The following is a 24,088-nucleotide window of genomic DNA, read 5'->3' as shown; positions in this document are numbered from 1 at the left end:
CTGTGGCGGCTCGGCCGGGGGTGTGGGCTCGCAGGCGGCGAGCAGACAGGCGCTGAGGGCAAGTGCCGTGGTTGTTCGTGCTGCCGCTCTTGTGCGGGTGGCGTATCTCATCACAGGTACTCCTGAAGCCGCGGGCGGATACCCAACCATACCGCCACGATGGCGCCGAGGGTGAGCAGGAGCACCGCCGAGGAGACCATGGTCATGGCGCGCAGGCCGTCGGCCAGGTACTCGCGCATGGCGTCGCGTGCTTGGTCGATGAGCCCGGCCAGGGTGCGGTCCACCTCGTTGAAGGCGCTGGCCGCGGTGGGATCCCCCTGCGGGTCGATGACGGTGGCCTGGTACTCGGCGTCGTCGTAATCGCCGCCGGCCAGATCCTCCATGAGCTGGTGGTGGCTGGCGTCCCACTCCTCCAGGGCCTGGTGCGCCTGGGGGAGCAGGGAAGGATCGGGGATGAGGATGTCTTCATCCTCCAACGCGGCTTCAAAGTCCCGCAGCGCCGCGTTGATGGAATAGGTGGTGGAGCTAAACTGCACCGTCATGTCCTCCTGTGAGGAACGGCGCACCAGCGCCAGCGTCTCCGAGGTGCGCATCTGCTGGGCCTCAATGCGGGAGGCCGTGAGCGAATCCCAGGGGCGCGAGACCGTCTCGAAACCCTGGTGGCCCGAGGCCCACGTGGCAAAATTCGCGCCCGAGGCCCACGCCAGGGCGATGAACAGTAGGAAGCTGGCGGTGAGGAAACCCCGGTTGAAGCGGCGGCGGGTCAGCCGCCACAGCCACCACTGGGCAATGCCCAAGAACAGCAGCGCGGCCACCAGGCCGGAAAGCGGCACCCACTGCGGGCGGGTCAGCCGCTGCTGCTGGGCGGAGACCTTCTCCGAGGTCAGCGAGAACAGCTCCGAGGCCGCGGGCAGGATCTGAGAGCGCATGAGCGAGGAAGCACTCGACATGTAGGAGGTGGCCACCGGGTTGCCCGCGCGGTGGTTGGCGCGCGCCTTTTCCACCAGCGCGGTGTAGACGGGCAACTCCCGCTGGATGAAGGTGACCAGCTCGCGCACGCGGGCGTCGTCAGCCGTAGTGCCCAGCACGGACTGGGTGGCGGCCACGGAGGCGGCGTCGATGGCCTCGTTGTAGCGGTCCCGGTTGGCGCGGGACTCCACGCCCGCCTGCACGAAGCCCGTCGAGGCCACGGTATCGGCCAGCGAGAGGTTGGTGTAGAGGTGGTGCGCCGAGTTAGACATCGGCTCGGTGGAGGAAAGGAGGGCATCGAGATCGTCGTGGCGGCTGGCGGAGGAGCTGGACATCGAAAAGCCAGCCGCCGCCAGCGCCACGGTGAGGATGAGGGTGACGCTAAAGAGCTTGCCCGGGGTGGTGGCGGCAAAACCATAGATGCGGCGGATGAGGCGCGCCGGGCCGGCGAAGGAGTTCATGGCCAGCTGGGTGGGCCGGGCAAAGGCGGGCGCGGCGGGCTCGGTGACCTCATCGAGCCAATGATCGCCCCAGGAATCGGCGGCGTGCGCGTCTGACTCCCGCACCTTCTCACCCGGATCGGTCATTCCCCTAGAATAGCGCCCGATGATGTGGGGTGAGTCTCTTTGGGGGTGTGTTTGCTGCCTCGGGCGCACGTGGGGCTTACGCGGGCAGATTAGTGCCTACTATGGGCAGCATGAACTCACGCAGCGAACACACTGGCCCGCTTTCAGGTGATCACTCTGGCGATGGCTGGGCGGCAGGCCCGCAGGGTATCCCCGTGTGGGGCAAGTTCGGCGCGGCGGGACTGTTCCTGCTGGCCGGGCAGCGCGTGCTGCTGCAGCACCGCGCCGTGTGGACCAACCAGGGCGGAACCTGGGGCATCCCCGGCGGGGCGCGCGATAGGCACGAGACCCCCACGCAGGCCGCGCTGCGCGAGACCCAGGAGGAAACCGGCATCGACCCCGCGGACGTCGAGGTGCTCGATGCCCTGGTCACCGCAGGGCCCTTCCCGGCGGCGGAGGATCTGCCCGGGGAGTGGACCTACACCACGGTGCTTGCGCGCACCCGCAGCGGGCGGGAGCTGCCCACCCAGGCCAACGAGGAATCCGAGGAGCTGCGCTGGGTTCCCCTCGAGGAAATGGAGCAGCTTCCCCTGCTGCCGCCGTTTCAGGCCGCGTTGGGTGGCCTGCGGCAGCGTTTAGAGACCCTACTCAGGTAAAGCGCGGAAACCTGTGGCACTCTGGAACGCATGATTGAAGTAGCCGGACTCACCAAACAGTACAAGGCAGTCCGCGCCGTTGATGATCTCAGCTTCACGGTGGAACCCGGTCAGGTTACCGGGTTCCTGGGGCCCAACGGTGCAGGTAAGTCGACCACCATGCGCATGATCCTGGGCCTCGACCGCCCCACGGCAGGAACCGCCACGATCAACGGCAAGTTCTACCGGGATATCAAGAACCCGCTGCGTGAGGTCGGCGCCCTGCTCGACGCCAAAGCGGTGCACACCAACCGCTCGGCGGCCAACCACCTGAAGTGGATGGCGCAGTCCAACGGCATCCCGGTCTCGCGCGTCGACGAGGTCCTGGGGCTGGTGGGGCTTGCCGACGTCGCCGGGAAGAAAGCCGGCGGCTTCTCCCTCGGCATGGGCCAGCGCCTGGGCCTGGCCGGCGCCCTGCTGGGGGATCCGGGCGTGCTCATCCTAGACGAGCCCGTCAACGGCCTCGACCCGGAGGGCATCCGCTGGGTGCGCTCCCTGGTGCGCGCGCTGGCGGAGGAAGGCCGCACCGTGCTCATCTCCTCCCACCTGCTGTCTGAGATGTCCATGACCGCGGATCACCTCGTGGTCATCGGCCGCGGCCGCCTGGTGGCCAACCAGTCCACCTACGACTTTGTCAAGGAGCACTCGGCCTCCTCCGTGCACGTGCGCTCGGAGCACCTGCCGGAGTTCGGCGGCGCGCTGCGCGAGGCCGGCATTGACTACACCGAGAGCACCGACGCCGAAGGCCGCGACATGCTGGTGATCCCGGATCAGACCACGGACTTCATTGGCCAACTGGCCTACTCCACCGGCGTGCCGCTCAACGAGCTGACCCTGCAGCGCGCCTCCCTGGAGGATGCCTTCATGCAGATGACCGGCGATACCGTGCAGTACCACGCCGAGGCGCCCGCCGCGCCGAGCACCCAGGAGGAGAAGAACTAATGTTTGTCAATACCTTGCTGGCCGAGTGGACCAAGCTGCGCACCACCGCCTCCTTCTGGTGGACCACCGGCATCATCCTGTTCATCTCCGTGGGCTGGACGCTGCTCAACTCCCTCAACGCCCCGGAGGCCATGCTGGGCATGAGCCCGCTGACCCCCGACGGGCTGGGCTCCATCATGCTGCTCATGGGCGTGCCGGTGCTCATGATCCAGGGCGCGATGGTGGTGACCACCGAGTACCGCTACAAGCTGCCAGCCACCGTCTACATGGCCAACCCCAACCGCTGGATGGTGGCCCTGGCCAAGCTGGTGATGTACGCCTTCCTTGCCGCGGTGATCATGTTCCTCAACCTGGTGCTCATCTTCGTGCTGGCGGATCTCACCACCAACCCCTCGGCGGCGGAGGCCTTCACCCCCTTTAGCGATGAGGCCGGGCAGCGCCTGCTGTGGGTCTACCCGCTGGGCGCGGTGGGCATCGTGCTCTTCGTGCAGGGCCTGGGCTGGATCATGCGCCAGACCGCGGGCACCGTGGCGGTCTCCCTTATCCTCTACCTGGGCCTGGAGAGCGTGGTGCGCCTGCTGCCCAAGGTGGGCGATAAGATCATCCACTTCATGCCCTTCGAGGGCTTCTACCAGTGGACCAACAACACGGTTGACCCGAATGCCCCCTGGGACAACGTGGCCATGGGCGGAGTCATCTTCTTCATCTGGGCCGTGGCCCTGTGGGTCATCGGAGTCGTTGCCCTAGAAAAGCGCGACGCATGATCTCCGGCCCCCTGTTTGGCGTCCTGGCCCTGTTGTCCGCAACAGGGCCTTTCGCCATTGATATGTACCTGCCCTCGATGCCGATGATCCTCGAGGACCTCGGCGCCACCCGCTCGGGCGTGCAGCTGACCATGTCCGGCTTCTTTATCGGCATGGGCCTGGGCCAGCTGATCATCGGCCCGCTTTCCGACGCCATCGGGCGCAAACCCCTGCTCATCTCCGGCACCGCCCTGGCCTTTGCCGCCTGCGTTATGGCCGCGCTCTCTCCCAGCATCGGCGTGCTCATCGCCGCCCGCGTGCTCCAGGGCTTAGGCGGCGGGGCCTGCGTGGTGCTGGCCCGCTCGGTGGTCTCCGACCTGCTGAGCGGAAAGTCCGCGGCCAAGGCCTTCTCCCTGCTCATGGCCCTGCAGGGCATCGCCCCGGCGTTGGCCCCGGTGGTCGGCGGCCTGCTGGTGGGCCCGGTGGGTTGGCGGGGCATCTTCTGGGTGCTGGCCGTCCTGCACGCGGCGCAGATGGTGCTGGCCTGGGCGCTGGTTCCGGAGACCGCCGGCGGCCGCGCGCGCGATCAGCTGCTGCGCCGGGTGGCCGGCAACTACGCCGCGGTGCTGCGCAATCCGCACGTGTGGGGCTTCATGGTCACCATGGCCTTCGGCTTCTGCGCGATGTTTAGCTACATCGCTGGCTCGGCCTTTGTCATCCAGCAGCAGTGGGGATTTAGCCCCACGGCCTACTCGCTCATCTTTGGCCTCAACGCCCTGGGCATTTTCCTCGCCACGCTCATCAATTCCAAGCTGCTCAACACGGTCTCCCCGGCCACCATGCTGCGCGCGGGCGTCTTCCTCTCCCTGGGCAGCTGCTCCGCGCTGCTGCTGACGATCGTGCTGGGCGCGCCGGTGTGGCTGAGCCTCATCGTGCTCTTCTTCTGCGTGGGTCCCACCGGCTTCATTATGGGTAATTCCATCGCCCTGGCCACGGGCCTCATGCGGGAGAAGGCCGGCTCGGTCTCCGCGGTCATGGGCTTTGGCCAGGCACTGCTCAGCTCGGTCATCAGCCCGATGATGGGCCTGGGCTCCAATCCCGCACTGACGATGTCCGTGGGCATGGTGGCCTGCGCGGCCATCGCGGTGTGCGGCATGCTCTACGCCACCACGCGGCCGCAGCCCCAGCGCTAGCCACCCAGCGCTGACCAGCGCTAACCACCCAGGGGGTCATGCCACAGCCAGTGCCACTCCCACGGCGGGCTAGCGGTGGGTCGTCGCCCCTCGGCGGTCCTGCGCACCTGCGTCACGGCGAAGTCCAGATGGTGAAGAATCGTGGTGGCCGTGTAGTGCAGGGGCCGCAGCTTGCGCTGGGTGGCGTCATTAAGCTTGTGCCGATCCACCTCGAAGGTCTGCCGGTCCTCGCCGTTGTGGTAGGCGTATCCGTCGATGTCGATGACGATGCCGTACTTGGGCAGATACAGATCCCAAAAATAGGGCCCAATCTTGACGTTGTTGCGCACCTCGACGTACTCGCGCAGAGCGTTGGTGAGCATGCGCTCGACCTTGCTATCCGCGCCGATGATGGCCTTCTCCAGCACCCGCTGGGTGTGCGTGGGCAGCTTGGGAAAGTCCTGCTTGAGCTTAGCGACGCGCTGAAACGCACCCCTTCCTGCCAACAAACTCTCCAGGAACCACACGGCCTCGTCATGCGTCAGCGCCTCGACTGCCTGCAGCGGATTGCACACGTTGATGCCCTCGATACTGTGCACGCCCTTGGGCTGGACACGGCGGTGATGAAAGAACTCGCTGGCAGGCATGGAGCTTGCCCGCAGGAAGTGTAGCGGGAACTCTAGCTTCCTGCCGAGGTGCAGGCGGGCAGCGGAGTACGCGTCCAGCGCGGAGCCCGGCCAGCGCTGCGTGATCAGCTGCGCGAGCTGATGCGGCGTGGGCTGCTCGGAGACGAAGAATCCATTGGCAATCTTGATAGCGCCGTCGCGCACGGCTTGGCGCGCGGCGTCCCTCCCGAAGTAGGCGTGCATGCGTTTCCCCCGAAACTGTCTGTGCTTGTGCTTGTGCTTGTGTGCGCGGCTCGCTCACGAGGGCCGCGGTACGTTTGTGCGAGAAGTGCTGGAAAACCACCCGGTTTTGGGGGCTTTCCCGTTAAAACGTACCGCGGGTTGCCAAGCCTGTCGCGTCGGGCGGCGTGGCCTTGGCACGGGTGGGAGCTGACGGTACGTTTTCGCGCGCAAGGCCGGAAAGCCACCCGGTTTTCGGGGCTTTCCCGTCAAAACGTACCGCGGGGCGCGGGGTGATGCGGGGCGCAGGCGCGGCGAGGGCGGGGTGACGCGGGGCGCGGGCGCGGCGAGGGCGGGGCCTATTGCAGCGCGGAGGTCAGGCGCATCACGTTGTCCACGTAGCGGCGCAGGAAGCCGCGCTTGTTCCACTCCTCGAGGGTCAGCTCGTGGCACACGGCGCGGTAGTTATCGGCCAGCTGGGTGAAGTCGCGGATGAGGTCTCCCTTGGCCACCAGCATCGTGGACTCGTAGTTGAGGCCAAAGGAGCGCATGTCCATGTTGGAGGAGCCGAACATACACAGCGGCTGGTTGCCGGCGTAGTCGGGGTCAGCCACGATGAACTTCGAGTGCAGCACAAAGGGCTCCGGGAAGAGGTAGATGCGCACGCCGGCCTCCAAAAGTGCCTGGTAGTAGGAGGACTGCGCGTGGTTGACCATGAACTGGTCCGCCTTGGCGGAGACGAAGAGCTCCACCTCGACGTCGCGGTAGCAGGCCGTGGTCACCGCCTCCAGGAGGGACTCGTCCGGCACGAAGTAGGGCGAGCACATCACCAGCCGCTGCTTGGCGTGGTGGACCACCGAGTTGAACATGCGCAGGTTCGGCTCGCTGGTGTAGCCCGGCCCGGAGGGGATGAGCTGGAGGTGGTTGGCGTCGTCGGTTGCGGCGTCGTCGTAAGGCAGGGCGTCGAGGGAGAGGGCCTCGTCGGATTCGATGTACCAGTCCACCGCGAAGACCGCCGTGAGCGAGGTGACCACCGGGCCGGTGAGCTCCACCATGTAGTCCACCCAGTAGCGGTTCTGCGTGTTGTAGGCGCGGTCAATCATGTTGGCCGAGCCGAGGAAGCCGGTCTCGCCGTCCACCACCACGATCTTGCGGTGATTGCGCAGATCGGGGCGGCGGAAGCGGCCCTTGTGCAGCTGCAGCGGCAGGGTGAGGCGCCAGTCCACGCCGATGTCCGTGAGGCGCCGGCCCAGGGACCAGTAGCCCTTGTACTTGAAGCTGCCAATCTGATCGAGCAGCAGCTTGACCTCCACGCCGCGCTCGCGGGCGCGCCGGAGGGATTGGTAGAAGACGTCGGTGGTCTCATCCCAGGACTGGATGTAAATCTCGATGTAGACGTACTTCTCGGCGCGGTCGATGGCCGCCGCAATGGCGCGGATGGCGCCGTTGTAGTCGGCGTGCAGACCCTTGTTGTGGCCCACCAGGGCGGGGAAGCCGGTGAGGTTGCGGTTGAGTCTGATGAGGGATTCGACCTCCGGGGTGAGCCGCCCGCTGGGGTGATCGGGAGTGTTGGCGTTGATGTCATCGATGAGCTCGTTGGCTTCCTGCTGGATGCGGTGGCGGCGCCGGTTGATGTAGGGCGAGCCCATGAGCAGGAAGAGCGGCAGGCCCACGATGGGCAGCAGCAAAATGGCCAGCAGCCAGGCGGTGGAGCTGGAGGGGCGGCGGCCCTCGGGTACAACGCCGATGGCCAGGATCTTGATGCCGTAGTCCACGAAGAGGAAAAACAGCTGCCACCAGCTCAAGTCAATGCTGAGGTTCATCGGATGTGAAGTTCTCCCATTCCGCCTAACGTACGGAATCGAAGTCCGGCAGGTCAAAATCCGCCAGCAGCGGCACGTGGTCTGAGGTCTTATCGCCGGCGCGCTCCACCATGTCTACCTGGGCGCCGGTGACCAGGCTGGCCAGGGGGTGGCTGGCTAGCTGGAAGTCGATGCGCATGCCCTCGTTCTTTTGGAAGCGCAGGGACTTGTAGTCAAAGTAGGTCCAGCGCTGCTCGGCGGTGTAGCGGCGGGTGACCTCCTCCAGGCCGGCCTCGAGCAGCATCTGGAAGGCGGCGCGCTCAGGCTCGGTGACGTGGGTCTTGCCGCGGAAGACGGAGATGTCCCACACGTCCTCATCCCGCGGGGCGATGTTGAAGTCCCCGGTGAGCAGCAGCTTGGACTGAGCGCGGGTCTCCGCGTAGCGCGCCAGGGAGTAGAGGAACTGCAGTTTGTAGTCGTAGTGGCGGTCGGTGATCTCGCGCCCATTGGGCACGTAGAGGGACCAGATTTCCACCCCGCGGATGCGCGCGGAGAGCGCGCGGGCCTCCAGCTCCTGGGGCTTGGATTCGTCCTTGTTGAAGCCGGGCTGTCCGGGGAAAGAGGTCTGCACCTCCTCCGGCTGCTCCTTGGAGATGATGGCCACCCCGTTCCACTGGTTAAGCCCGTGGCAGGTGACGTGGTAGCCGGCTTCCTCGAACACGCTGACCGGGAACTTATCGTCCGCCACCTTGGTCTCCTGCAGGCAGAGCACGTCGATGTCGTGCTTGGCCAAAAGATCCACCGCGCGCTGGGCGCGGGTGCGGACGGAGTTGATGTTCCAGGTGGCGATGCGCATGCCGTTCAGAGTACTGGACTTTTCAGTGCGCGGGCTCAGCGGACCAGGCGGCGGGCGTAGCGGTGGCGGTGGTGCTCGATGAAGCCCAGCTTTTCATAGAGGCGGATGCCTGCCGCGTTGCTGGCGACGACCTGCAGGTAGGCCCGCTGCGCACCGTGCTCGGCGCCCCAGCGCAGCATGTGTGCGCCCAGCAGTGTGCCCAGGCCGCGGCGGCGCCAGGGCTCGGCCACTTCGACGGCGGAGTAGCCCAGCCAGACGCTCCCGTCCCCGGATTCGGTGAGCGTGCCCCGGGTAATCGCGACGGTCTCCCCGTCGGCGCTGAGAAGCCGGCCAAAGCCCATGCGGCCCTCGATGGCGCTGCGCAGGTAGAACAGGGCTTTCTCGGGCAGGGCCTGGCCGCGGAAGTGGTAGAGATCCAGCCAGGCGCGGTCGGGCTGCTCGTCGATGCGGAAGCTGATTCCCTCCTGGGCCTGCGGGGTGACCTCGGCGGGGAGATCTCGGGCCATGACCAGGATCTCCGGCTCCAGCTCCCAGGCCTGCGGGGCGGCGGCTACGAGTTTTTCGGCGGGCTTGCCAATGCGCTCGGGGATCTCCAGGCACACCGGCAGCCCGTGGCGGGCGTAGAAGGCCTCGATCTCCTCCATGGGCACCGGGCTAAAACCGGCGGAGGGGCCCAGCGGCACGGCGGAATTGGAGCGGCCGGTGATGCCGTCGCCGGCGCGCATGAGCCATTGGCCGTCGCTGGTCCAGGTGTGCTCGGTGCCGGGGAAGGCCGCGGCGGTGGCTACCTCGATGGCGCGGATGTCGGAGTTGCGCACCGTGCGCGGGGAGAGCCGTTTGATGATCTTCAGCTCCTCGGGCGCGATCTCCACGGCCTCGCGCGCCGAGGGGTAGCCGCCCACCTCCTGCGGGCGGATGACCAGCGGGGAGGTGCTCAGCACGTGGCCGATGACGTCGCTGTAGACGGTGTGTGGCCGGCCGTCCTCGCCAACGGTGGTGTACTGGCGCCTAGCCACCACCCGTTCGCCGGGGGCGACGTTATCGGAGCGGAAGATGTAACTCATAGCGGGCGCTTAGGCGTCGTGGCCGAAGGGGTCTTCGTCCTCGCCCGGCAGCCAGGTCAGGCCGGCCTCGGTCCACCCGTTGCGCTTGATGGTCTTCTTGGCCTGGCGCTTGAAGCGGCCCGTGAGCACGTCGGTGTAGACAAAGCCGTCGAGGTGGCCGGTCTCGTGCTGCAGCATGCGGGCGAAGAAGCCGTAGCCCTCGATGGAAATATCGTTGCCATGCTCGTCCTTGCCGGTGACGCGGGCCCAGTCGGCTCGGCCGGTGGGGAAGCCCTCGCCCGGCACGGAGAGGCAGCCTTCGTCCTCGGAGCCGTCGTCAGCCGGCATGGTTTCCGGGATTTCGGAGGTCTCCAGCACGGGGTTGATCACGCAGCCCTTGCGCATGCCGCCCTGATCCGCGGGTAGCTCGCTGCCGTTGGGGCCGTCGGTATCCGGGCAGTGGTAGACAAAGAGGCGCTTGTTCACGCCCACCTGGTTGGCGGCCAGGCCAACGCCGTTGGCGGCGTCCATGGTTTCATACATGTCCCGGATGAGTTCCTGCAGCTCAGGGGAGTCAATGGGTTCGGTCACGGGCTCGGTGGGGTTGTGCAGTACCGGGTCGCCGTGGATCACAATGGGGCGAATAGTCATGCCCTACAGTGTAGGCATGCAGTCCTTGTCAGACCTAGACGCGGCCATCTTAGAGTTCGAATCGCGCGCCCCGCGCGGGGTGGGCGCGAAGGAGGAGGCCATCATTAAGGAGCTGGACATCTCCCCGGTGCGCTATCACCAGCGCTTAAATGTGCTTCTCGATGCCCCCGCGGCCGCCGAGTCCTATCCCGTCTTGGTGGCTCGCCTGCGGCGAGTGCGTGAGCAGCGCGAAGAGGTGCGGCGCGCCGCGCGGGAAAATCCCGCGCACTGATACGCCCGCAGGCTAGAGTTGCTGCTGTGACTAATGTGAATCCGGAAAACTCTGTCAACTCTTCCCACGAGGGCGCTGAGGATACCCGCCGCGCCGGCGATCACCAGGCCGCGCACGCCGCACCTGAGAGCGCTGCTGCTGGCACTGGCGCCGGCGCTGCACCGGCGGCGAAGTCCGGCCTGCCCCTGCGCGGGCTGGCCATGGTGCTCATTGCCGTGGCCATCATGCTGGGCATGTGGGGGCTCTACGCCCTGACCTCCGGCTCCGATGACTCCGGGGATAGCCAGAACGCCGCCGGCACCGGCACTGACGCCACCATCAACGCACCCGTGGAGGGCGAAAACGGCGCGGGCCAGGCGCAGCCGGGCGCGAAGCCCGATGAACAGAACGGCGAGAAGCCGGGGGAGGCCAACGCCGAAGGGGACAAGCCCGGTGACAATCCAGGGGAGAAGCCCGGTGACAAGCCGGAGGAGAAGCCAGAGGCCAAGCCGGGGGAGAACGGCGCGAACACCGGCGCCGCTCGCCCGCAGGCGGAGATCCCGGTGAACGTCTTTAACAACTCCGGCCAGGCCAACTACGCCGCCGAGGAGAGCGAGAAGCTCAAGGATGCCCACTTCAAGGTGGCCGAGGTGGGCAACATCAGTGATCAGGTCATGGTGGTCCCGCGCACCACGGTCTACTTCCCGGCGGGCGACGCCAACGCCGAGAACCTGGCCAAGGAGGTCGCCGCACGCTACTACGGCGCCAACGTCCCGGCCGAGGCCGTGGCCGCCTACCCGCAGGAGCTCAGCGCGGAGTACACCAAGGACAACGCGGTGGTCGTCGTGCTCGCCGTCCCGCAGGCCTAGAAGCTGAATATAAACTCTCCACGCATGGGGAATTTCTGTTCTGCGGCAGTTAGGATGGACGGGTGAACATCCCGGAAGAAACCTTTGCCCGTTCCCCGCGCCCCACGCTGGGCGTGGAATGGGAAGTGGCGCTCGTGGACCCAGTCACCTGGGATCTTGTTCCCCGTGGGCAGGAGCTTATCGACGCCGTCCGAGCCACCCACCCCGAGACCCACCTGGAGCAGGAGTTCCTGCAAAACACCGTGGAGCTCGTCACCGGGGTGTGCGGTACGGTTCCGGAGGCCATCGAGGAGCTCAGCGTCTCCCTCGGCCACGTGCGCGAGGGCGCCGAGGCCCTGGGCGTGCGCCTGTGGTCCTCCGGCGGGCATCCCTTCTCCGAGGTGTGCAACAACCCGGTATCTGAAAAGCCCAACTACTCCGAGATCATCAACCGCACCCAGTACTGGGGCAAGCGCATGCTGCTGTGGGGCACCCACGTGCACGTGGGCATCCGCCACGAGGACCGTGTGTGGCCCATCATCAATGCTCTGATGACCAAGTACCCGCACCTGCTGGCCATTTCCGCCTCCTCGCCCGGCTGGGAGGGCCAGGACACCGGCTACGCCTCCCAGCGCACCATGCTCTACCAGCAGCTGCCCACCGCCGGCATGCCCTACCAGTTCCGCGACTGGCAGGAGTGGCAGTCCTACATCAAGGACCAGTCCATCTCCGGGGTGATCAACCACACCGGCTCGATGCACTTCGACGTCCGCCCGGCCTCCAAGTGGGGCACCATCGAGGTGCGCATTTCCGACGCCACCTCCAACCTCCGCGAGCTCTCCGCCATCGTGGCCCTGACCCACTGCCTGGTGGTGCACTATGACCGCATGATCGACCGCGGCGAGGAGCTGCCCATCCTGCAGCCCTGGCACGTGGCGGAAAACAAGTGGCGCGGCGCGCGCTACGGCATGGACGCGCTGGTGATTACCTCCCGCGAGACCGACGAGCGCTGGGTCAAAGAGGAGTTGCAGGATCTCCTGGTGGAGCTGGCGCCGCTGGCGGAAGAGCTCGGATGCGCCCGCGAGCTCAACCTCATCCACGAGATCATCGAGGGCGGTGCGGCCTACGAGCGCCAGCGCGCCCTGTACCAGGCCACCGGCAGTTGGGCCGAGGTGGTCAAGGCCACGAGCGAGGAGATGGACGCGCTGCGTCCGCTCACTTAAGCAGTCACGTAAGCACGCTCACTTAAGCAGCAGCGTGGCGGCCCTGCGTCGAGGCCGTGGAGGCCGTCGAGCTCTTCGGGCTGATGAAACCCCAGGCGGCGTAGGCCGCGATGTAGATGACGCAGGACATGGTCCACAGGGACATCGCCCAGGGCTGGAAGGACTCGATGTGGTCCAGGTTGCCCGAGGATGCCGCGAACCACACGGGGGCGGACATGAAGGGCAACTCCACCACCACGAGCGCTAGCACGCTGAGCAGGCCGGCGAGCTGCGCACCGAAGCGTCCGGTCAGCCGCGTGCCCAGCGCCTGGTTGGTGGCCACAAAGACCACGATGCCAAAGGGCACGGTCCAGATGAAGTGGTGGTACCAGGAGAAGGGGGAGACCAAGCAGGCGGACAGGCCCGTCATGGCCAGGGCCGCGCTGCGGTTGCCGTGCTTGTAGGCGGTGCGCAGCGCCAGGCAGGTGAGCGCGAAGACCGCCAGCACGGCCAGGATCCACCACACGCCGCCGTCGATGCCGAAGACTCGGTACATCAGGGAGCGTAGGGACTTCGCGCCGGGGTTGGCGTGCTCGCCCACGCGCGAGGAGTTGAACATGGCATCGGTCCAGAAGACCTTGGCGTCCGGCACGAACATGAAGCCGATGATCACGGTGACTAGGAAGGTGATGATTGACCCGAGGGCGGCCCACCAGCGGCGCTCAAAGAGCAGAGCCAGACCCATGTAGGCCGGGGTGAGCTTGAGGCCGGCGGCCAGGCCGGTGCCCACGCCAGGCAGGCGCCACTTGAGCGGCAGCAGGTCGAAGGCCACCAAGAGCATGAGGAAGACGTTGATCTGCCCGTAGTACTGGGTGCCGTGGATGGACTCGTTGGCCGGGGTCAGCGCGGTGAGCGCCACGGCCACCAGCAGCACCGCCGGGGTGATCCTCACGCCGCGCTCGCGCAGGATCATGATGATGATGGCCAGCAGGGCGGCGTAGATGGCCGCAGGCCAGGCGATGATGAGGGAATCGCCCAGCGCGGGCAGGAGCATAAACACCAGGCCGGCGAAGGGGGGATAGGTGAAGGGGAAGTTGGCAATGTAAGGGTTGTCGTAGAGATTGCCCCCGGCCAGCAGGTCCTCGCCCGCGAGCTGATAGATGCGCAGGTCAAAGGGCATGATGTAGGTGAAGGCGTTGAGCCCGTCGAAGATGTGGAAACGGTAGACAATCACCGCAAAGAGCGCGGCCATGGTCACCAGCAACGTGGAGATGCCGTAGAGCTTCTTGGTCACGGGCGGCTTCCTCCTGAACTGCTGGTGATGTACTTGTGCCTTGTGATGGGGTGTGTTTTCGCCTTGTGTAGTTCGCCGCAGCTTATTTGGGCCGTCGCAGCGGGCGCGCGGCGGGCCTGTCGTTGCGGGACATCTTTTTCGCGGGGGCGTAGAGGCCCTCACGGCGTGCAATACGGGAGGTTCTCTGCGCGGTCACCGGACTGGTAATCATGGCAAAGAGTACCAGCAGGATGAGGATTCCTAGATCGCCACGCTCAGCCACGCTGAAATCCTCCGATCCAACCACCCGGATGATGGAGCCCAGGATGGTGAAGATGAGTCCCACCGTCTGCGGCTTGGTAATGGCGTGCACGCGGGACATGGCGTCGCCGAAGCGGGCGATGCCAATCGCAGCGGCTAGGGTAAACAGCGCGCCGGAGATGATGAGGACCAAGGAGACGATATCGGCCACGAGTGTCAGGCTCATGCGTCCCTCCTTCGGAAACGGGTGACGGAGACGGTGGAGATGAAGCCCAGCAGCGCTACGACGAGCATGGCGTTGGAGACCGTGGTGTCCAGCGTCCAGCAGATGTAGGTGGCCATGGCGCACTGGAACATGGCCACCAGGCCGTCGAGGCCGATGAGCCTGTCCAGCGAGTTGGGGCCCACCACGATGCGCCAGGTGGTGATGAGGAAGGCCACCACGAAGATCCCGGCCGCAATGGTGAGAAAGAAGGTGTAGGGGGAATCATCCATCAGCGGTGGTTCCTTTCAAAGATGGCGATCATGTCTGCTTCCAGCTTGGCCACCGCGTCGATCTCGCGCTGGAGTTCCTCCTCCGTGTCCGCACTAAGCAGGTGGATGGTGAGCATGCGGTTGGCAATGTCAATCTCGGTCACGGTGCCGCCCGGCTGCAGGTTATACAGCCCCACGGCGGTGGCGAGGATGAACTCGCTGTCCAGGCGCATGGGCAGTACCACGATGGCGCTCTTCGGCGGCTCCTGTGGGCGGATGGCCAGCCAGGAGACCTTGACGGAGGCCTGCAAAAGCTGGATGCACCACTGCACGGCAAAGACCACGAGCTTGCCCCAGCTCACCGAGATGCCGGAGATGGGCATGGCCGGTAGCGGCAGGGCGAAGACCACGAAGAGGCTGACCAAGAGCCCACCCACCAGGTTGGCCACGGAAAACTCGCCCATGAGCAGGCACCACATGAGCACGGTGCCCACCATGAACCACGGGCGGAAACGGTGCTTGAAACCGCTGAGCATTAGCGTCCTCCTTCCGCGACGTCGGCGGCGTGGCGCTGCAGGTAGGAATCCACGCCGTCGTTGTAGCGCATCCGCGGATCGAGCTGGCGGCCCGGATCCTGGGCGCTCGTGCCCAGCACCGCGGAGCGGTAGATGGTGTCATCGTGCGCAGACTCGGCTGCGCGCCCCGTCACACCGGCGATGGGGCCGGCCAGGAAGGTGATGGCCACCGAGGCCGCCACCAGCGTGGTGGTGGAAGCCAGCATGCCGAAGGGCACCCGGCCCACGTCCGCGCGTTCCTCCAGCTCGACGACGTCCGTGACCACACCCAGCGGGGAGGGCCGGGCGATGGCCAGGTTGCCCTCGGGGGCGTCGGCGCGGTCGCGCTGGAAGCCCTTGGCCCACACCAGGACCATGACGTAGAGGGTGAGCAGGGAGGTCACCACCGCGCCGCCGATGAGCACCCAGGACAGCCAGGAGCCCTCATTGGCACCTGCCTGCAGGAGCATGATCTTGCCCAGGAAGCCGGAGAAGGGCGGGATGCCGCCCAGGTTGACCGCCGGGATGAAGTAAAGAATGGCAATGAAGGGCGCGGTGTAGAGCAGCGAACCCAGCCTGCGCAGCGAGGAGGTGCCCGCCTGGCGTTCCACCAGGCCCACCACGAGGAAGAGGGCGGTCTGCACCAGAATGTGGTGGATGGCGTAGAAGATGGCGCCGGAGAGCCCCTGCGCGGTGCCCAGCGCCACGCCGAAGATCATGTAACCGATGTGGCTGACCAGGGTGAAGGAGAGAAGACGCTTGATGTCCGATTGCGCAATTGCGCCCAGGATGCCCACCAGCATGGTGGCCAGGGCCACCCACATGAGCAGGGTGTCCAGCCCGCCGCCGGTGAAGATCGAGGTGCGCGCGCGGATGATGGCGTAGACACCCACCTTGGTGAGCAGGCCCGCGAAGACCGCGGTGACCAGCGAGGGGGCGGTGGGGTAGGAGTCCGGCAGCCAGGCATCGAGCGGGAAGATGGCCGCCTTGATACCAAAGGCGATGAGCAGCACGGAGAAGACCGCGGTGCGCGTGCCTACCGGGACGTCCTCCATGCGCAGGCCGATCTGCGCCATGTTCATGGTGCCCACCGAGGCGTAGATGAAGGCCAGCGCCAGCACGAAGATCATCGAGGAGGCCATCGAAACCATGACGTAGCCCACGCCGGCGCGCACGCGGGCGGGCGAGGCGCCCAGCGTGAGCAGCACGTAGGAGGCCACGAGGAAGATCTCAAAGCCGACGTAGAGGTTGAAGAGATCGCCGGCCAGGAAGGAGACGTTCACGCCCATGGTCAGCAGCATGTAGGTGGGGAAGAAGACCGCCACGGGGTCCTCCTCAGAGCCGTCGTGCACACCCTGGGAGATGGCGTACCACATCACCGTGAAGAGCACGACGGAGGAGGTAAAAAGCATCACCGTGGAAAGGCGATCGGCCACCAGCGTGATGCCCACCGGGGCGTCCCAGCCGCCGACCTGCAGTACTTGGATGCCGGCACCGTCGGCCACCACGATGAGCGCGGCGTTGACCGCGGCCACCAGCAGGAGCGAGAAGAAGACCACGCGGCGCTGCACGCCGGGGTGGCGGGCCCAGAGCATCGCCAGGGCGGCGGCCAGGGCCGGGATGATGATGGGCAGCGGGATGATAAGGCCCATGTAGGGCAGGATGAAGTCCACAAAGGGGCGCAGGGCGTCGGTCACTGGCGCGTGCCTCCCTCGCTGTTGGCCTCCTTGAGGGGTTCCTCAAAGAAGGCGGGGCCGAAGGCATCGCCCTGCTTGGTGGTGCGGCCGGTGGTGGGATCATTGGAGGCATCGTGGTCCGGGGCGGCCGAGGCGTTGCCGGGGCGGGCGGCAATCTTGGCAATTGCTGCATCCTCGGTATCGTCCTCGATGACATCCGCGGAGCGGTAGCGGTACTGGCGGTAGGCCAGGGTGAGCACGAAGCCGGTGAGCGCCATGGAGATGACAATCGCGGTGAGGATCATGGCCTGGGCCAGCGGATCCGCCATCTGTTCGCCGTGGTTGGCCGTGGCGCGGCCAGCGATGGGCGGCGAGCCCGCGGCGCCGCCGGCCTGCAACATGATGAGGTTTGCACCGTTGCCCAGCAGCAAGATGCCCAGCAGCATCTTGGTCATGGCGCGGTCCAGCAGCAGGTAGACGCCCGCGCCGCAGAGCACACCGGCGGCGAGGAGGAGGACCAGGTTGGCTTCCATCAGTTGTCTCCCTTCTGCGTCGTGGGTGTCGTGGGGGTCGTGGGGGTCGTGGGTGTCGTGGGTGTTGATTGTTTTTGTGTCGCGGCGGTCTGTGCGGCCGGCCGGGGGTTGGCCACCTGCTGACCACGGGCGCGCTGCTGGCGCCGGGCCAGCGAGCGGGCGCGGTCGCGGGCGCGCTGCTTACGCACTTCCTCGTCGATGTCCAGCTTGCTGCCCAGCGAGTGCAGCACGTAGAGCGCCAGGCCCACCACGATGAGGTAGACGCCGGCGTCGAAGACCAGCGCGGAGGGCAGCGAGACATCGCCCACCAGCGGCACAGAGACCTTGGTGTAGCCGCTGGTCAGCGGCGGGTGGTTGAAGAAGAGCGGGACAATCACCGCGGTGGAGGCCAAAACCAGCCCGGCGCCCATGGTGCGGCCGCCGTCGACAGGCAGGGCCTCCTCCAATTCCGCGCGGCCGCCGGCCAGGTAGCGCAGGGTCAGCGCCAGAGCGGCCACCAGGCCGCCGGCGAAGCCGCCGCCCGGGGCGTTGTGGCCGGAGAAGAAGAAGTAGAGGGACAGCGCCACCATGAAGGGGAAGAGCATGCGGGTGGTCACGTCCACCATGAGCGAGCGGTTGAGCGCCTGCTCGGTCTCAATGTCCGCGGCCAGCCAGCGCCGCCCCGTGACCCGCAGGGTGGGGCGGCGGGACTGGCGGCTGAAGGATTGGGTGCGGAAGATGAGCGAGGCAATACCGGTGGCCGCGATGATGAGCACGGTGATTTCCCCGAAGGTGTCCCAGGCGCGGATATCCACCAGCAGCACGTTGACTGTGTTGGCGCCGTGGCCGATCTCCTGGGCCAGCCGGGGCATGAACTGGGAGATGGGCTCGGCGCGGCGGGCGTTGATGGCAAACATCGCCACCAGGGTGACCGTGACGCCGACGCCCACGGAGAGCCAGGCGCGCAGGCGGCCCATCTTGGGGTCCTGCTTCCACTCGGTGTTGGCCGGCATGCGGCGCAGCACCAGCATAAAAAGCACCATGACGATGGTCTCCACCAGCAGCTGGGTCAGCGCCAGATCCGGCGCGCCGTGCAGGGCAAAGATGAAGGCGATGGCGTAGCCGGTAATGCCCACGATGATGATGCCGGAGAGGCGGTTATCCATCACCGTGGCGGCCAGCGCGGCAACGATGATGATGAAGGCGGCAATGGCCTGCCAGGGGTTCTCCGCCACGATGAGGCGCACGTCGGTGAGGTCGCCGGCGATGAGCATGATCACCGGCAGCACCATGAGCACGGCGAAGATGGTGGAGAGGTTGAACTGCAGGGAGCCGCGCTGCGTCGAGGCGGTGGTGAGCATGGACAGGCGGCGCAGGTAGGCGATGATGGCGTCGTACGCCGCGTCCGCCGAGCCCAGCGCGGGGTAGGTAAACTGCGCCCGGGCCAGCGGCTCGCGCTGCCAGTGCAGCAACACACCGGCGCCGATGATCACCGCGGTGAGCAGCAGCGGCAGGCCCCAGCCGTGCCAGAGAGCAAGCTCCCCGTGGGCGCCGGCGGGGCTGGCCCCGAAGACGTTGTCCAGGTGCTGGCTGATGGCCGCCGAGAGCCCCGCCGGCCACACGCCGAAGAGCATGGTCAGGGCGGTGAGTAGTGCCGGCGGCAGCCACAGCAGGGTGTTGACCGGCTGCATCTTCGCCACGGCCTCCGAGGGCTCGTCCTGGCCCTTATCGGCAAAAGCACCCCACAGGAAGCGCAGGGTGTAGGCCATGGTCAGCGCCGAGCCGGCCACCCAGGCCACCAGCAGCATCTGCTGCGGCATGCCTACCAGCAGATCCTCGTGCAGGATGGCGGTGAGCGCGGCCTCCTTGGCCACAAAACCGAAGAGCGGCGGCACGCCCGCCATGGACATTCCGGCGATGACGGCCAGCACGTAGAGCCCGGGCCGGGCGCGCTTGAGGCCTGCCAGCTTGGCGATGTCCCTCGTTCCCGTCGTGCGATCAATCGCGCCGACGATCATGAAGAGCGCTGCCTTAAACAGCGAGTGCGCAAAGGTCAGCGCCAGGCCGGCCTGCAGCGCCTCCCGCGAGCCCACGGCCACGTTGGCGGTGATGAAGCCCAGCTGGGAGACGGTGCCGTAGGCCAGGATGAGCTTGAGGTCGCGCTGCTTGAGCGCCATCCAGCCGCCCAGAAGCATGGTGAAGGTGCCCAGCGGTAGCACCACGAGGTGCCAGGTGGTGACCTCGTGGACGTAGGGTGCCAGGCGGGCCACAAGGTAGATGCCGGCCTTGACCATGGCCGCGGAGTGCAGGTAGGCCGAGACCGGGGTGGGGGCGGCCATGGCACCCGGCAGCCAGAAGTGTGCCGGGGCGATGGCGGACTTGGACATCGCTCCGCAGAGGATGAGCACGATGGCCACGGTGACGTGGGGGACTTGGGCCAGGTGCGGGACATCGGCAAGCGCGGAGAGCGTCCACGCGCCGGTCTGGCGTCCCAGCAGGATGATGCCCATGAGCATGATGAGGCCGCCGAGCACGGTGACCATGAGGGCCTGCTGCGCGGAGCGGCGGGAGGAGGCGCGCTCGCCGTAGTAGCTCACCAGGAGGAAGGAGAGCAGCGAGGTGATCTCCCAGAAGACGTAGAGCAGCAGGAAGTTATCCGCCACCACCAGGCCAAACATGGCGGCGGCAAAGCCCACCATCTGCGCGCCGAAGATGGCCAGGCGCCGCGGCGAGTGGTTGAAATACCCCCAGCAATACATCAGCACCAGCGTGCCCACGCCCAGGATGATGAGGCTGAACAGGCCGGAGAGCGCGTCCATGCGGAAGGTGAGGTCGAGGTTGGCCTCCGACATCCAGCCAATGTGGCGGCGCAGCTCGCCGCCGCCGCGGAAGGTCCCGGTGAAGAATTGCTGCAGGATCCACACGAAGCCCGCGGTGGGCACCAGCGCCAGCAGACCAAAGGCGGGCCTGCCGAGGAAGAAAATGAGGAAAGGCGCGGCGAGGGTGGCGAGCACGAGGGCACTAAGCAGAATCAGCACGGTGGGCTAGTCGCGTCCTTTCCGATTTTCTGTGACCGCGCAGGGGCTCAAGGCGCAGGGGCTCGGTGCGCAGGCGGTCATTGCGCAGGCGGGATAGGTGTCACCATACCTTTTTCATAAAATGCAGTCATCCGAAAGGCCGGATTTTCCCGCCCGCGCCGCCGGGCCCGAACTAGGCGTAGCGCTGCAGGAACAGTGCTTCAGCTGCGGCAATCTTCTGGATCTCGGTGGGATCCACGGACTCGTTGGCGGAGTGGATGGTGCACTTGGGCTCCTCTACGCCGAAGAGCGCGATCTCCGCCTGGGGGTGGGCCTCCTGCAGCTCCACGGTCAGCGGGATGGAGCCGCCCATGCCCTGGGAGGCGGTCTCCGCGCCGAAGGCCTCGCCCAGGCACTCGCCCAGCAGGGCCGCGGCCGGCTTGGCCGGGTCCGTCTCGAAGCCGCGGTTGGCCTCCAGGATCTCCACGGTGATCTGCGCGCCCCAGGGGACGTGCTTCTTGAGGTGCTCCGCCAGCGCCTCGGCGGTGCTGCGCGGATCCATGGTGGCCGGGGTGCGCAGGTTGATGTTGGCGCAGGCGGTGGCCGGCACGGCGTTGACGGCCTCGGCTACCGGGGTGGAGGTAAAGCCGGTGACGGTCACGGCCGGGCGGGCCCAGATCATGTCGGCGATGGCGGTGGCGCCGGCCGGGTCCTTCTCACCCATGATTTCGGTGCCCTCGAGCATCTGCGCGTCTTGGCGGAAGGTCTCCACCGGGTAGGCGGCGTCCTGGCCGGCGGCCAGCGGCCAGGTTCCGGTGCAGTCCACACCGTCGATGGTGGTGCGGCCGTACTCGTCCGTCAGCGAATCCAGGGTGCGCATGAGGGCCTTGACGGCGTCGGGAGCCGCGCCGCCGAACTGGCCGGAGTGCACGCCGGCGCGCAGGGTATCCACCTGCACGTAGATCTGCGCGCCGCCGCGCAGGGAGGTGGTCAGCGTGGGCACGCCCACCGCGGCGTTGCCGGCGTCGGCGATGAGGATGGCGTCGGCAGCAAAGAGCTCCGGGCGCTCCTCGATGAGGGCGGACAGGCCCTCGCCGCCGCGCTCCTCGGAGCCCTCGATGAGCACGGTGAGGTTGAGGTCCGTGCCGCCGTTGGCCTCCAGGGCGCGCAGGGCGGCCAGGTGCATGGCCACGTTGCCCTTGCAGTCCGCCGCGCCGCGGCCGTACCAGCGGGTGGTGCCTTCGGCGTCGGTGCGCTCGGTCAGCGTAAAGGGATCGGAATCCCAGGCCTCGGGGTTGCCGGCCGGGACCACGTCGTAGTGCGAGTAGAGCAGCACCGTCTTGGCGCCCTCCTTGCCCGCGCGGGTGCCGATGATGGCCGTAGAGCCATCGGCGGTCTCGATGGCCTGGGTCTCCAGCCCGGCCTCGGTGAGCGCGGACTCGACCCAGCGGGCGGCCTTGGCGGTTTCTTCCTCCAGGCCCGGCTCGTTGTGCACGGAGTTGAAGGAGACCAGCTCTTTGAGCTGCTGGAAGATGGTATCGCGGTCAGCGGAAATGAAATCAGAAATCGCAGTCATGCCCACCAACTTACCCGTTGGGCTGGGCGTGACGTGGCCCACGGGGCACTGAGAATGCGGGTAAAACTATGTAATTTACCGTGCGAAGAATAGAATTCATGTGATCCCCGATACGGGGCATAGCCAGCTTTCATGTTCTCCGAATAGAAAATAGAAAGGACCTGACATGGCGAATACCGCCTCAGGTTCCACGGCCAACCTGCGCGAACTTACCCTCCGGGGCGTTGCCATCGGTGGCCTGATTACCTTGGTCTTTACCGCGGCAAACGTCTACCTCGGCCTCAAGGTGGGCCTGACCTTTGCCACCTCGATCCCGGCAGCAGTCATCTCCATGGCGGTGCTGCGCAAGTTCTCCGGGCACAACATCAAAGAAAACAACATCGTGCAGACCATCGCGTCTGCCGCCGGTACCCTCTCCGCCATCATCTTTGTCCTCCCCGGCCTGGTGATGGTGGGCTACTGGCAGGGTTTTTCCTTCCTGGAGACCGCCGCGGTGTGCGCCATCGGCGGCATCCTCGGCGTGATGTACTCCATCCCGCTGCGCCGCGCGCTGATTACCGGCTCCGATCTCCCGTACCCCGAGGGCGTGGCCGCCGCCGAGGTGCTGCGCGTGGGCGACGATAACGGCGAGGAGGGCGTAGGCCACGAGGAGAACGCCCAGGGCCTGCGCGTCATCCTGGCCGGCGGCATCGTCTCCGCGGTGATGGCCCTGCTGGCCGCGATGAAGGCCGCCGCCTCCTCGGTGTCCGCCTACTTCAAGCTCGGCTCGGGTGCGACCACCCTGGGCACCTCGCTGTCCATGGCGCTGGTGGGCGTGGGCCACCTCGTGGGCCTGCCGGTGGGTATCGCCATGCTGGTGGGCGTTATCATCTCCTACTTCTTCCTGCTGCCGATGCACACCTCCGGGCTCATTGGCGACGCCGCCACCATGGCCGACACCGTCGACTCCGTCTTCTCCAGCGAGATCCGCTTCATCGGCGTGGGCACCATGGCGATTGCCGCCATCTGGACGCTGCTCAAGATCGCCGGCCCCATTGCCAAGGGCATCAAGGAGTCCCTGGCCTCTTCCCGCCAGCGCAAGGCCGGCCAGGAAGTCGACATCACCGAGCGCGACATCCCCTTCCCCTACGTCATCGGCACCATCGTCCTGCTCATGCTGCCGATTGCCTGGCTGCTGTGGGACTTCGTCTCCGGCACGGACATCCACCAGCACATGGGCGTGCTCATCGCTGTCTCCGTGATCTTCACCCTGCTGGTGGGCCTCATCATCGCCTCGGTGTGCGGCTACATGGCCGGCCTCATCGGTGCCTCCAACTCGCCGATTTCCTCCGTGGGCATCATCGCGGTGCTGGCCGCCTCGCTGCTCATCGCCGCCGTGACCCGCGGCAGCGACGCCGACCCGCTCTCCCTAGTGGCCTACACCCTGTTCACCGCGGCCATCGTCTTCGGTATTGCCACCATCTCCAACGACAACCTGCAGGACCTCAAGACCGGCCAGCTGGTGGGTGCGACCCCGTGGAAGCAGCAGGTCGCACTCATCATCGGCGTGCTCTTTGGCTCCATCGTCATCCCGCCCATCCTGCAGGTCATGCTCGAGGGCTTCGGCTTTGCTGGCATGGAGGGCGCCGGCGAGGACGCCCTGGCCGCCCCGCAGGCCGCGCTGATGTCCTCGGTGGCTCAGGGCATTTTTGATAGCTCCCTGGACTGGGGTCTGATCTTTACCGGCGCTGGCATCGGCGCGGTGCTCATCGTCATCGACGAGCTGCTGCAGAAGTACACCGACAAGTACTCGCTCTCCCCGCTGGCGGTGGGCATGGGTATGTACCTGCCGGCCTCGCTGACCATCATCATTCCGATCGGCGCATTCCTGGGCTTCCTCTACAACAAGTGGGCCGCCAAGCAGGCCAGCCCGGACTTTGCCAAGCGCATGGGCACCCTCCTGGCCACCGGCCTGGTGGTGGGTGAATCGCTCTTCGGTGTGGTCAACGCCGCCATCATCGCGGCCTCCGGTGGCGAGAACCCGCTGGAGATCTTCGAGGGCGGCACCAGCGCCAACGTGCTGGGCATTGTTCTCTTCGTGGCCGGCGTGGCCTTTGTCTACCGCTGGACGCGCTCGCGTACCCGCAAGGCCAGCGAGCCGCAGGAGGCGGCGGCTTAGCCC

The 24,088-nt window shown here is 66.6% G+C and carries 22 protein-coding genes; 8 read left to right on the top strand and 14 right to left on the bottom strand.

What is annotated here, in order from left to right; all coding sequences use genetic code 11:
* Positions 1-110: 110 nt before the first annotated feature.
* A complete protein-coding gene (locus Q4E25_RS06660) occupies positions 111-1,556 on the bottom strand; it encodes a hypothetical protein (protein ID WP_303155427.1) in 1,446 nt (481 codons plus the stop codon).
* Between the two features lie 101 nt (positions 1,557-1,657).
* Between Q4E25_RS06660 and Q4E25_RS06655 the strand changes: the two genes are divergently transcribed.
* From Q4E25_RS06655 to Q4E25_RS06640, 4 genes are read left to right on the top strand one after another with little or no spacing between them, the layout of a single operon-like run.
* Positions 1,658-2,191: an NUDIX domain-containing protein gene (locus Q4E25_RS06655; protein ID WP_303155425.1), complete on the top strand. Its 534-nt coding sequence runs from the start codon at positions 1,658-1,660 to the stop codon at positions 2,189-2,191.
* A gap of 30 nt (positions 2,192-2,221) precedes the next feature.
* Positions 2,222-3,172 (top strand): ABC transporter ATP-binding protein, encoded by a 951-nt coding sequence (locus Q4E25_RS06650; RefSeq protein ID WP_303155423.1) that lies wholly within the window; start codon positions 2,222-2,224, stop codon positions 3,170-3,172.
* Positions 3,172-3,936 carry an ABC transporter permease gene (locus Q4E25_RS06645; RefSeq protein WP_303155421.1) on the top strand — a complete coding sequence of 255 codons (765 nt, stop codon included), beginning with the start codon at positions 3,172-3,174 and terminating at the stop codon, positions 3,934-3,936. The genes Q4E25_RS06650 and Q4E25_RS06645 overlap by 1 nt, the downstream gene beginning before the upstream one ends.
* Positions 3,933-5,108 (top strand): multidrug effflux MFS transporter, encoded by a 1,176-nt coding sequence (locus Q4E25_RS06640; RefSeq protein ID WP_303155418.1) that lies wholly within the window; start codon positions 3,933-3,935, stop codon positions 5,106-5,108. Before Q4E25_RS06645 ends, Q4E25_RS06640 begins: the two co-directional genes overlap by 4 nt.
* A gap of 20 nt (positions 5,109-5,128) precedes the next feature.
* Here Q4E25_RS06640 and Q4E25_RS06635 read toward each other — a convergent pair whose 3' ends face one another.
* The 5 genes from Q4E25_RS06635 to Q4E25_RS06615 form a co-directional block, all read right to left on the bottom strand.
* Complete coding sequence (locus Q4E25_RS06635; protein ID WP_303155415.1) at positions 5,129-5,956, bottom strand: hypothetical protein; 828 nt, start codon at positions 5,954-5,956, stop codon at positions 5,129-5,131.
* A gap of 335 nt (positions 5,957-6,291) precedes the next feature.
* On the bottom strand, positions 6,292-7,755 hold the full coding sequence (locus Q4E25_RS06630; RefSeq protein ID WP_303155412.1) for a phospholipase D-like domain-containing protein: 1,464 nt from the start codon (positions 7,753-7,755) through the stop codon (positions 6,292-6,294).
* A gap of 25 nt (positions 7,756-7,780) precedes the next feature.
* Entirely contained in the window at positions 7,781-8,590 is an 810-nt protein-coding gene (locus Q4E25_RS06625) for an exodeoxyribonuclease III (protein WP_303155409.1), read from the bottom strand.
* 35 nt (positions 8,591-8,625) lie between these two features.
* Complete coding sequence (locus Q4E25_RS06620) at positions 8,626-9,654, bottom strand: GNAT family N-acetyltransferase (protein ID WP_303155407.1); 1,029 nt, start codon at positions 9,652-9,654, stop codon at positions 8,626-8,628.
* A gap of 9 nt (positions 9,655-9,663) precedes the next feature.
* The gene (locus tag Q4E25_RS06615; protein WP_303155404.1) at positions 9,664-10,284 is read right to left on the bottom strand and encodes a peptide deformylase; all 621 of its coding nucleotides are present in this window, start codon (positions 10,282-10,284) and stop codon (positions 9,664-9,666) included.
* A 16-nt stretch (positions 10,285-10,300) separates the two neighbouring features.
* Here Q4E25_RS06615 and Q4E25_RS06610 point away from each other — a divergent pair, with 16 nt between their 5' ends.
* The 3 genes from Q4E25_RS06610 (at position 10,301) to Q4E25_RS06600 (ending at position 12,605) form a co-directional block, all read left to right on the top strand.
* Positions 10,301-10,555, top strand: coding sequence for a DUF3263 domain-containing protein (locus tag Q4E25_RS06610; RefSeq protein ID WP_303155401.1), 255 nt, complete (start codon positions 10,301-10,303; stop codon positions 10,553-10,555).
* Positions 10,556-10,581: 26 nt separating this feature from the next.
* A complete protein-coding gene (locus tag Q4E25_RS06605; RefSeq protein WP_303155398.1) occupies positions 10,582-11,403 on the top strand; it encodes a LytR C-terminal domain-containing protein in 822 nt (273 codons plus the stop codon).
* Between the two features lie 62 nt (positions 11,404-11,465).
* Entirely contained in the window at positions 11,466-12,605 is a 1,140-nt protein-coding gene (locus Q4E25_RS06600; protein ID WP_303155397.1) for a glutamate--cysteine ligase, read from the top strand.
* A gap of 22 nt (positions 12,606-12,627) precedes the next feature.
* Here the strand turns inward: Q4E25_RS06600 and Q4E25_RS06595 are convergent, their stop codons facing one another.
* From Q4E25_RS06595 to Q4E25_RS06560, 8 genes are all read right to left on the bottom strand, one after another.
* A complete protein-coding gene (locus Q4E25_RS06595; protein WP_303155395.1) occupies positions 12,628-13,878 on the bottom strand; it encodes a glycosyltransferase 87 family protein in 1,251 nt (416 codons plus the stop codon).
* Between the two features lie 82 nt (positions 13,879-13,960).
* Entirely contained in the window at positions 13,961-14,344 is a 384-nt protein-coding gene (locus tag Q4E25_RS06590) for a monovalent cation/H(+) antiporter subunit G (RefSeq protein WP_303155394.1), read from the bottom strand.
* Complete coding sequence (locus tag Q4E25_RS06585; protein ID WP_303155392.1) at positions 14,341-14,613, bottom strand: monovalent cation/H+ antiporter complex subunit F; 273 nt, start codon at positions 14,611-14,613, stop codon at positions 14,341-14,343. The genes Q4E25_RS06590 and Q4E25_RS06585 overlap by 4 nt, the downstream gene beginning before the upstream one ends.
* Positions 14,613-15,128 carry a Na+/H+ antiporter subunit E gene (locus tag Q4E25_RS06580; protein ID WP_303155390.1) on the bottom strand — a complete coding sequence of 172 codons (516 nt, stop codon included), beginning with the start codon at positions 15,126-15,128 and terminating at the stop codon, positions 14,613-14,615. The genes Q4E25_RS06585 and Q4E25_RS06580 overlap by 1 nt, the downstream gene beginning before the upstream one ends.
* Positions 15,128-16,843: a Na+/H+ antiporter subunit D gene (locus tag Q4E25_RS06575; protein ID WP_303155387.1), complete on the bottom strand. Its 1,716-nt coding sequence runs from the start codon at positions 16,841-16,843 to the stop codon at positions 15,128-15,130. The genes Q4E25_RS06580 and Q4E25_RS06575 overlap by 1 nt, the downstream gene beginning before the upstream one ends.
* Complete coding sequence (locus tag Q4E25_RS06570) at positions 16,840-17,355, bottom strand: Na(+)/H(+) antiporter subunit C (RefSeq protein WP_303155386.1); 516 nt, start codon at positions 17,353-17,355, stop codon at positions 16,840-16,842. The genes Q4E25_RS06575 and Q4E25_RS06570 overlap by 4 nt, the downstream gene beginning before the upstream one ends.
* Positions 17,355-20,372, bottom strand: coding sequence for a Na+/H+ antiporter subunit A (locus Q4E25_RS06565; protein WP_303155384.1), 3,018 nt, complete (start codon positions 20,370-20,372; stop codon positions 17,355-17,357). Before Q4E25_RS06565 ends, Q4E25_RS06570 begins: the two co-directional genes overlap by 1 nt.
* A 172-nt stretch (positions 20,373-20,544) precedes the next feature.
* Positions 20,545-21,927: a dipeptidase gene (locus tag Q4E25_RS06560; protein ID WP_303155382.1), complete on the bottom strand. Its 1,383-nt coding sequence runs from the start codon at positions 21,925-21,927 to the stop codon at positions 20,545-20,547.
* A gap of 166 nt (positions 21,928-22,093) precedes the next feature.
* Between Q4E25_RS06560 and Q4E25_RS06555 the strand changes: the two genes are divergently transcribed.
* Positions 22,094-24,085, top strand: coding sequence for an OPT family oligopeptide transporter (locus Q4E25_RS06555; protein ID WP_303155380.1), 1,992 nt, complete (start codon positions 22,094-22,096; stop codon positions 24,083-24,085).
* Positions 24,086-24,088 lie beyond the last annotated feature (3 nt).

It is taken from the genome of Corynebacterium sp. (genome assembly GCF_030532325.1).
Classification (GTDB): Bacteria; Actinomycetota; Actinomycetes; order Mycobacteriales; family Mycobacteriaceae; genus Corynebacterium.
The sequence above is the reverse complement of the archived record's forward strand: the minus strand, read 5'-3'. Positions and strand labels throughout refer to the sequence as shown.

Bases quoted from the DNA above. Each gene is read 5' to 3' on its own strand.
- Q4E25_RS06660 (WP_303155427.1), bottom strand. From the start codon at position 1,556: ATGACCGATCCGGGTGAGAAGGTGCGGGAGTCAGACGCGCACGCCGCC.
- Q4E25_RS06555 (WP_303155380.1), top strand. From the start codon at position 22,094: ATGGCGAATACCGCCTCAGGTTCCACGGCCAACCTGCGCGAACTTACC.
- Q4E25_RS06625 (WP_303155409.1), bottom strand. From the start codon at position 8,590: ATGCGCATCGCCACCTGGAACATCAACTCCGTCCGCACCCGCGCCCAG.
- Q4E25_RS06655 (WP_303155425.1), top strand. From the start codon at position 1,658: ATGGGCAGCATGAACTCACGCAGCGAACACACTGGCCCGCTTTCAGGT.
- Q4E25_RS06615 (WP_303155404.1), bottom strand. From the start codon at position 10,284: ATGACTATTCGCCCCATTGTGATCCACGGCGACCCGGTACTGCACAAC.
- Q4E25_RS06570 (WP_303155386.1), bottom strand. From the start codon at position 17,355: ATGGAAGCCAACCTGGTCCTCCTCCTCGCCGCCGGTGTGCTCTGCGGC.
- Q4E25_RS06585 (WP_303155392.1), bottom strand. From the start codon at position 14,613: ATGGATGATTCCCCCTACACCTTCTTTCTCACCATTGCGGCCGGGATC.
- Q4E25_RS06635 (WP_303155415.1), bottom strand. From the start codon at position 5,956: ATGCACGCCTACTTCGGGAGGGACGCCGCGCGCCAAGCCGTGCGCGAC.
- Q4E25_RS06590 (WP_303155394.1), bottom strand. From the start codon at position 14,344: ATGAGCCTGACACTCGTGGCCGATATCGTCTCCTTGGTCCTCATCATC.
- Q4E25_RS06580 (WP_303155390.1), bottom strand. From the start codon at position 15,128: ATGCTCAGCGGTTTCAAGCACCGTTTCCGCCCGTGGTTCATGGTGGGC.
- Q4E25_RS06560 (WP_303155382.1), bottom strand. From the start codon at position 21,927: ATGACTGCGATTTCTGATTTCATTTCCGCTGACCGCGATACCATCTTC.
- Q4E25_RS06640 (WP_303155418.1), top strand. From the start codon at position 3,933: ATGATCTCCGGCCCCCTGTTTGGCGTCCTGGCCCTGTTGTCCGCAACA.
- Q4E25_RS06610 (WP_303155401.1), top strand. From the start codon at position 10,301: ATGCAGTCCTTGTCAGACCTAGACGCGGCCATCTTAGAGTTCGAATCG.
- Q4E25_RS06620 (WP_303155407.1), bottom strand. From the start codon at position 9,654: ATGAGTTACATCTTCCGCTCCGATAACGTCGCCCCCGGCGAACGGGTG.
- Q4E25_RS06650 (WP_303155423.1), top strand. From the start codon at position 2,222: ATGATTGAAGTAGCCGGACTCACCAAACAGTACAAGGCAGTCCGCGCC.
- Q4E25_RS06645 (WP_303155421.1), top strand. From the start codon at position 3,172: ATGTTTGTCAATACCTTGCTGGCCGAGTGGACCAAGCTGCGCACCACC.
- Q4E25_RS06630 (WP_303155412.1), bottom strand. From the start codon at position 7,755: ATGAACCTCAGCATTGACTTGAGCTGGTGGCAGCTGTTTTTCCTCTTC.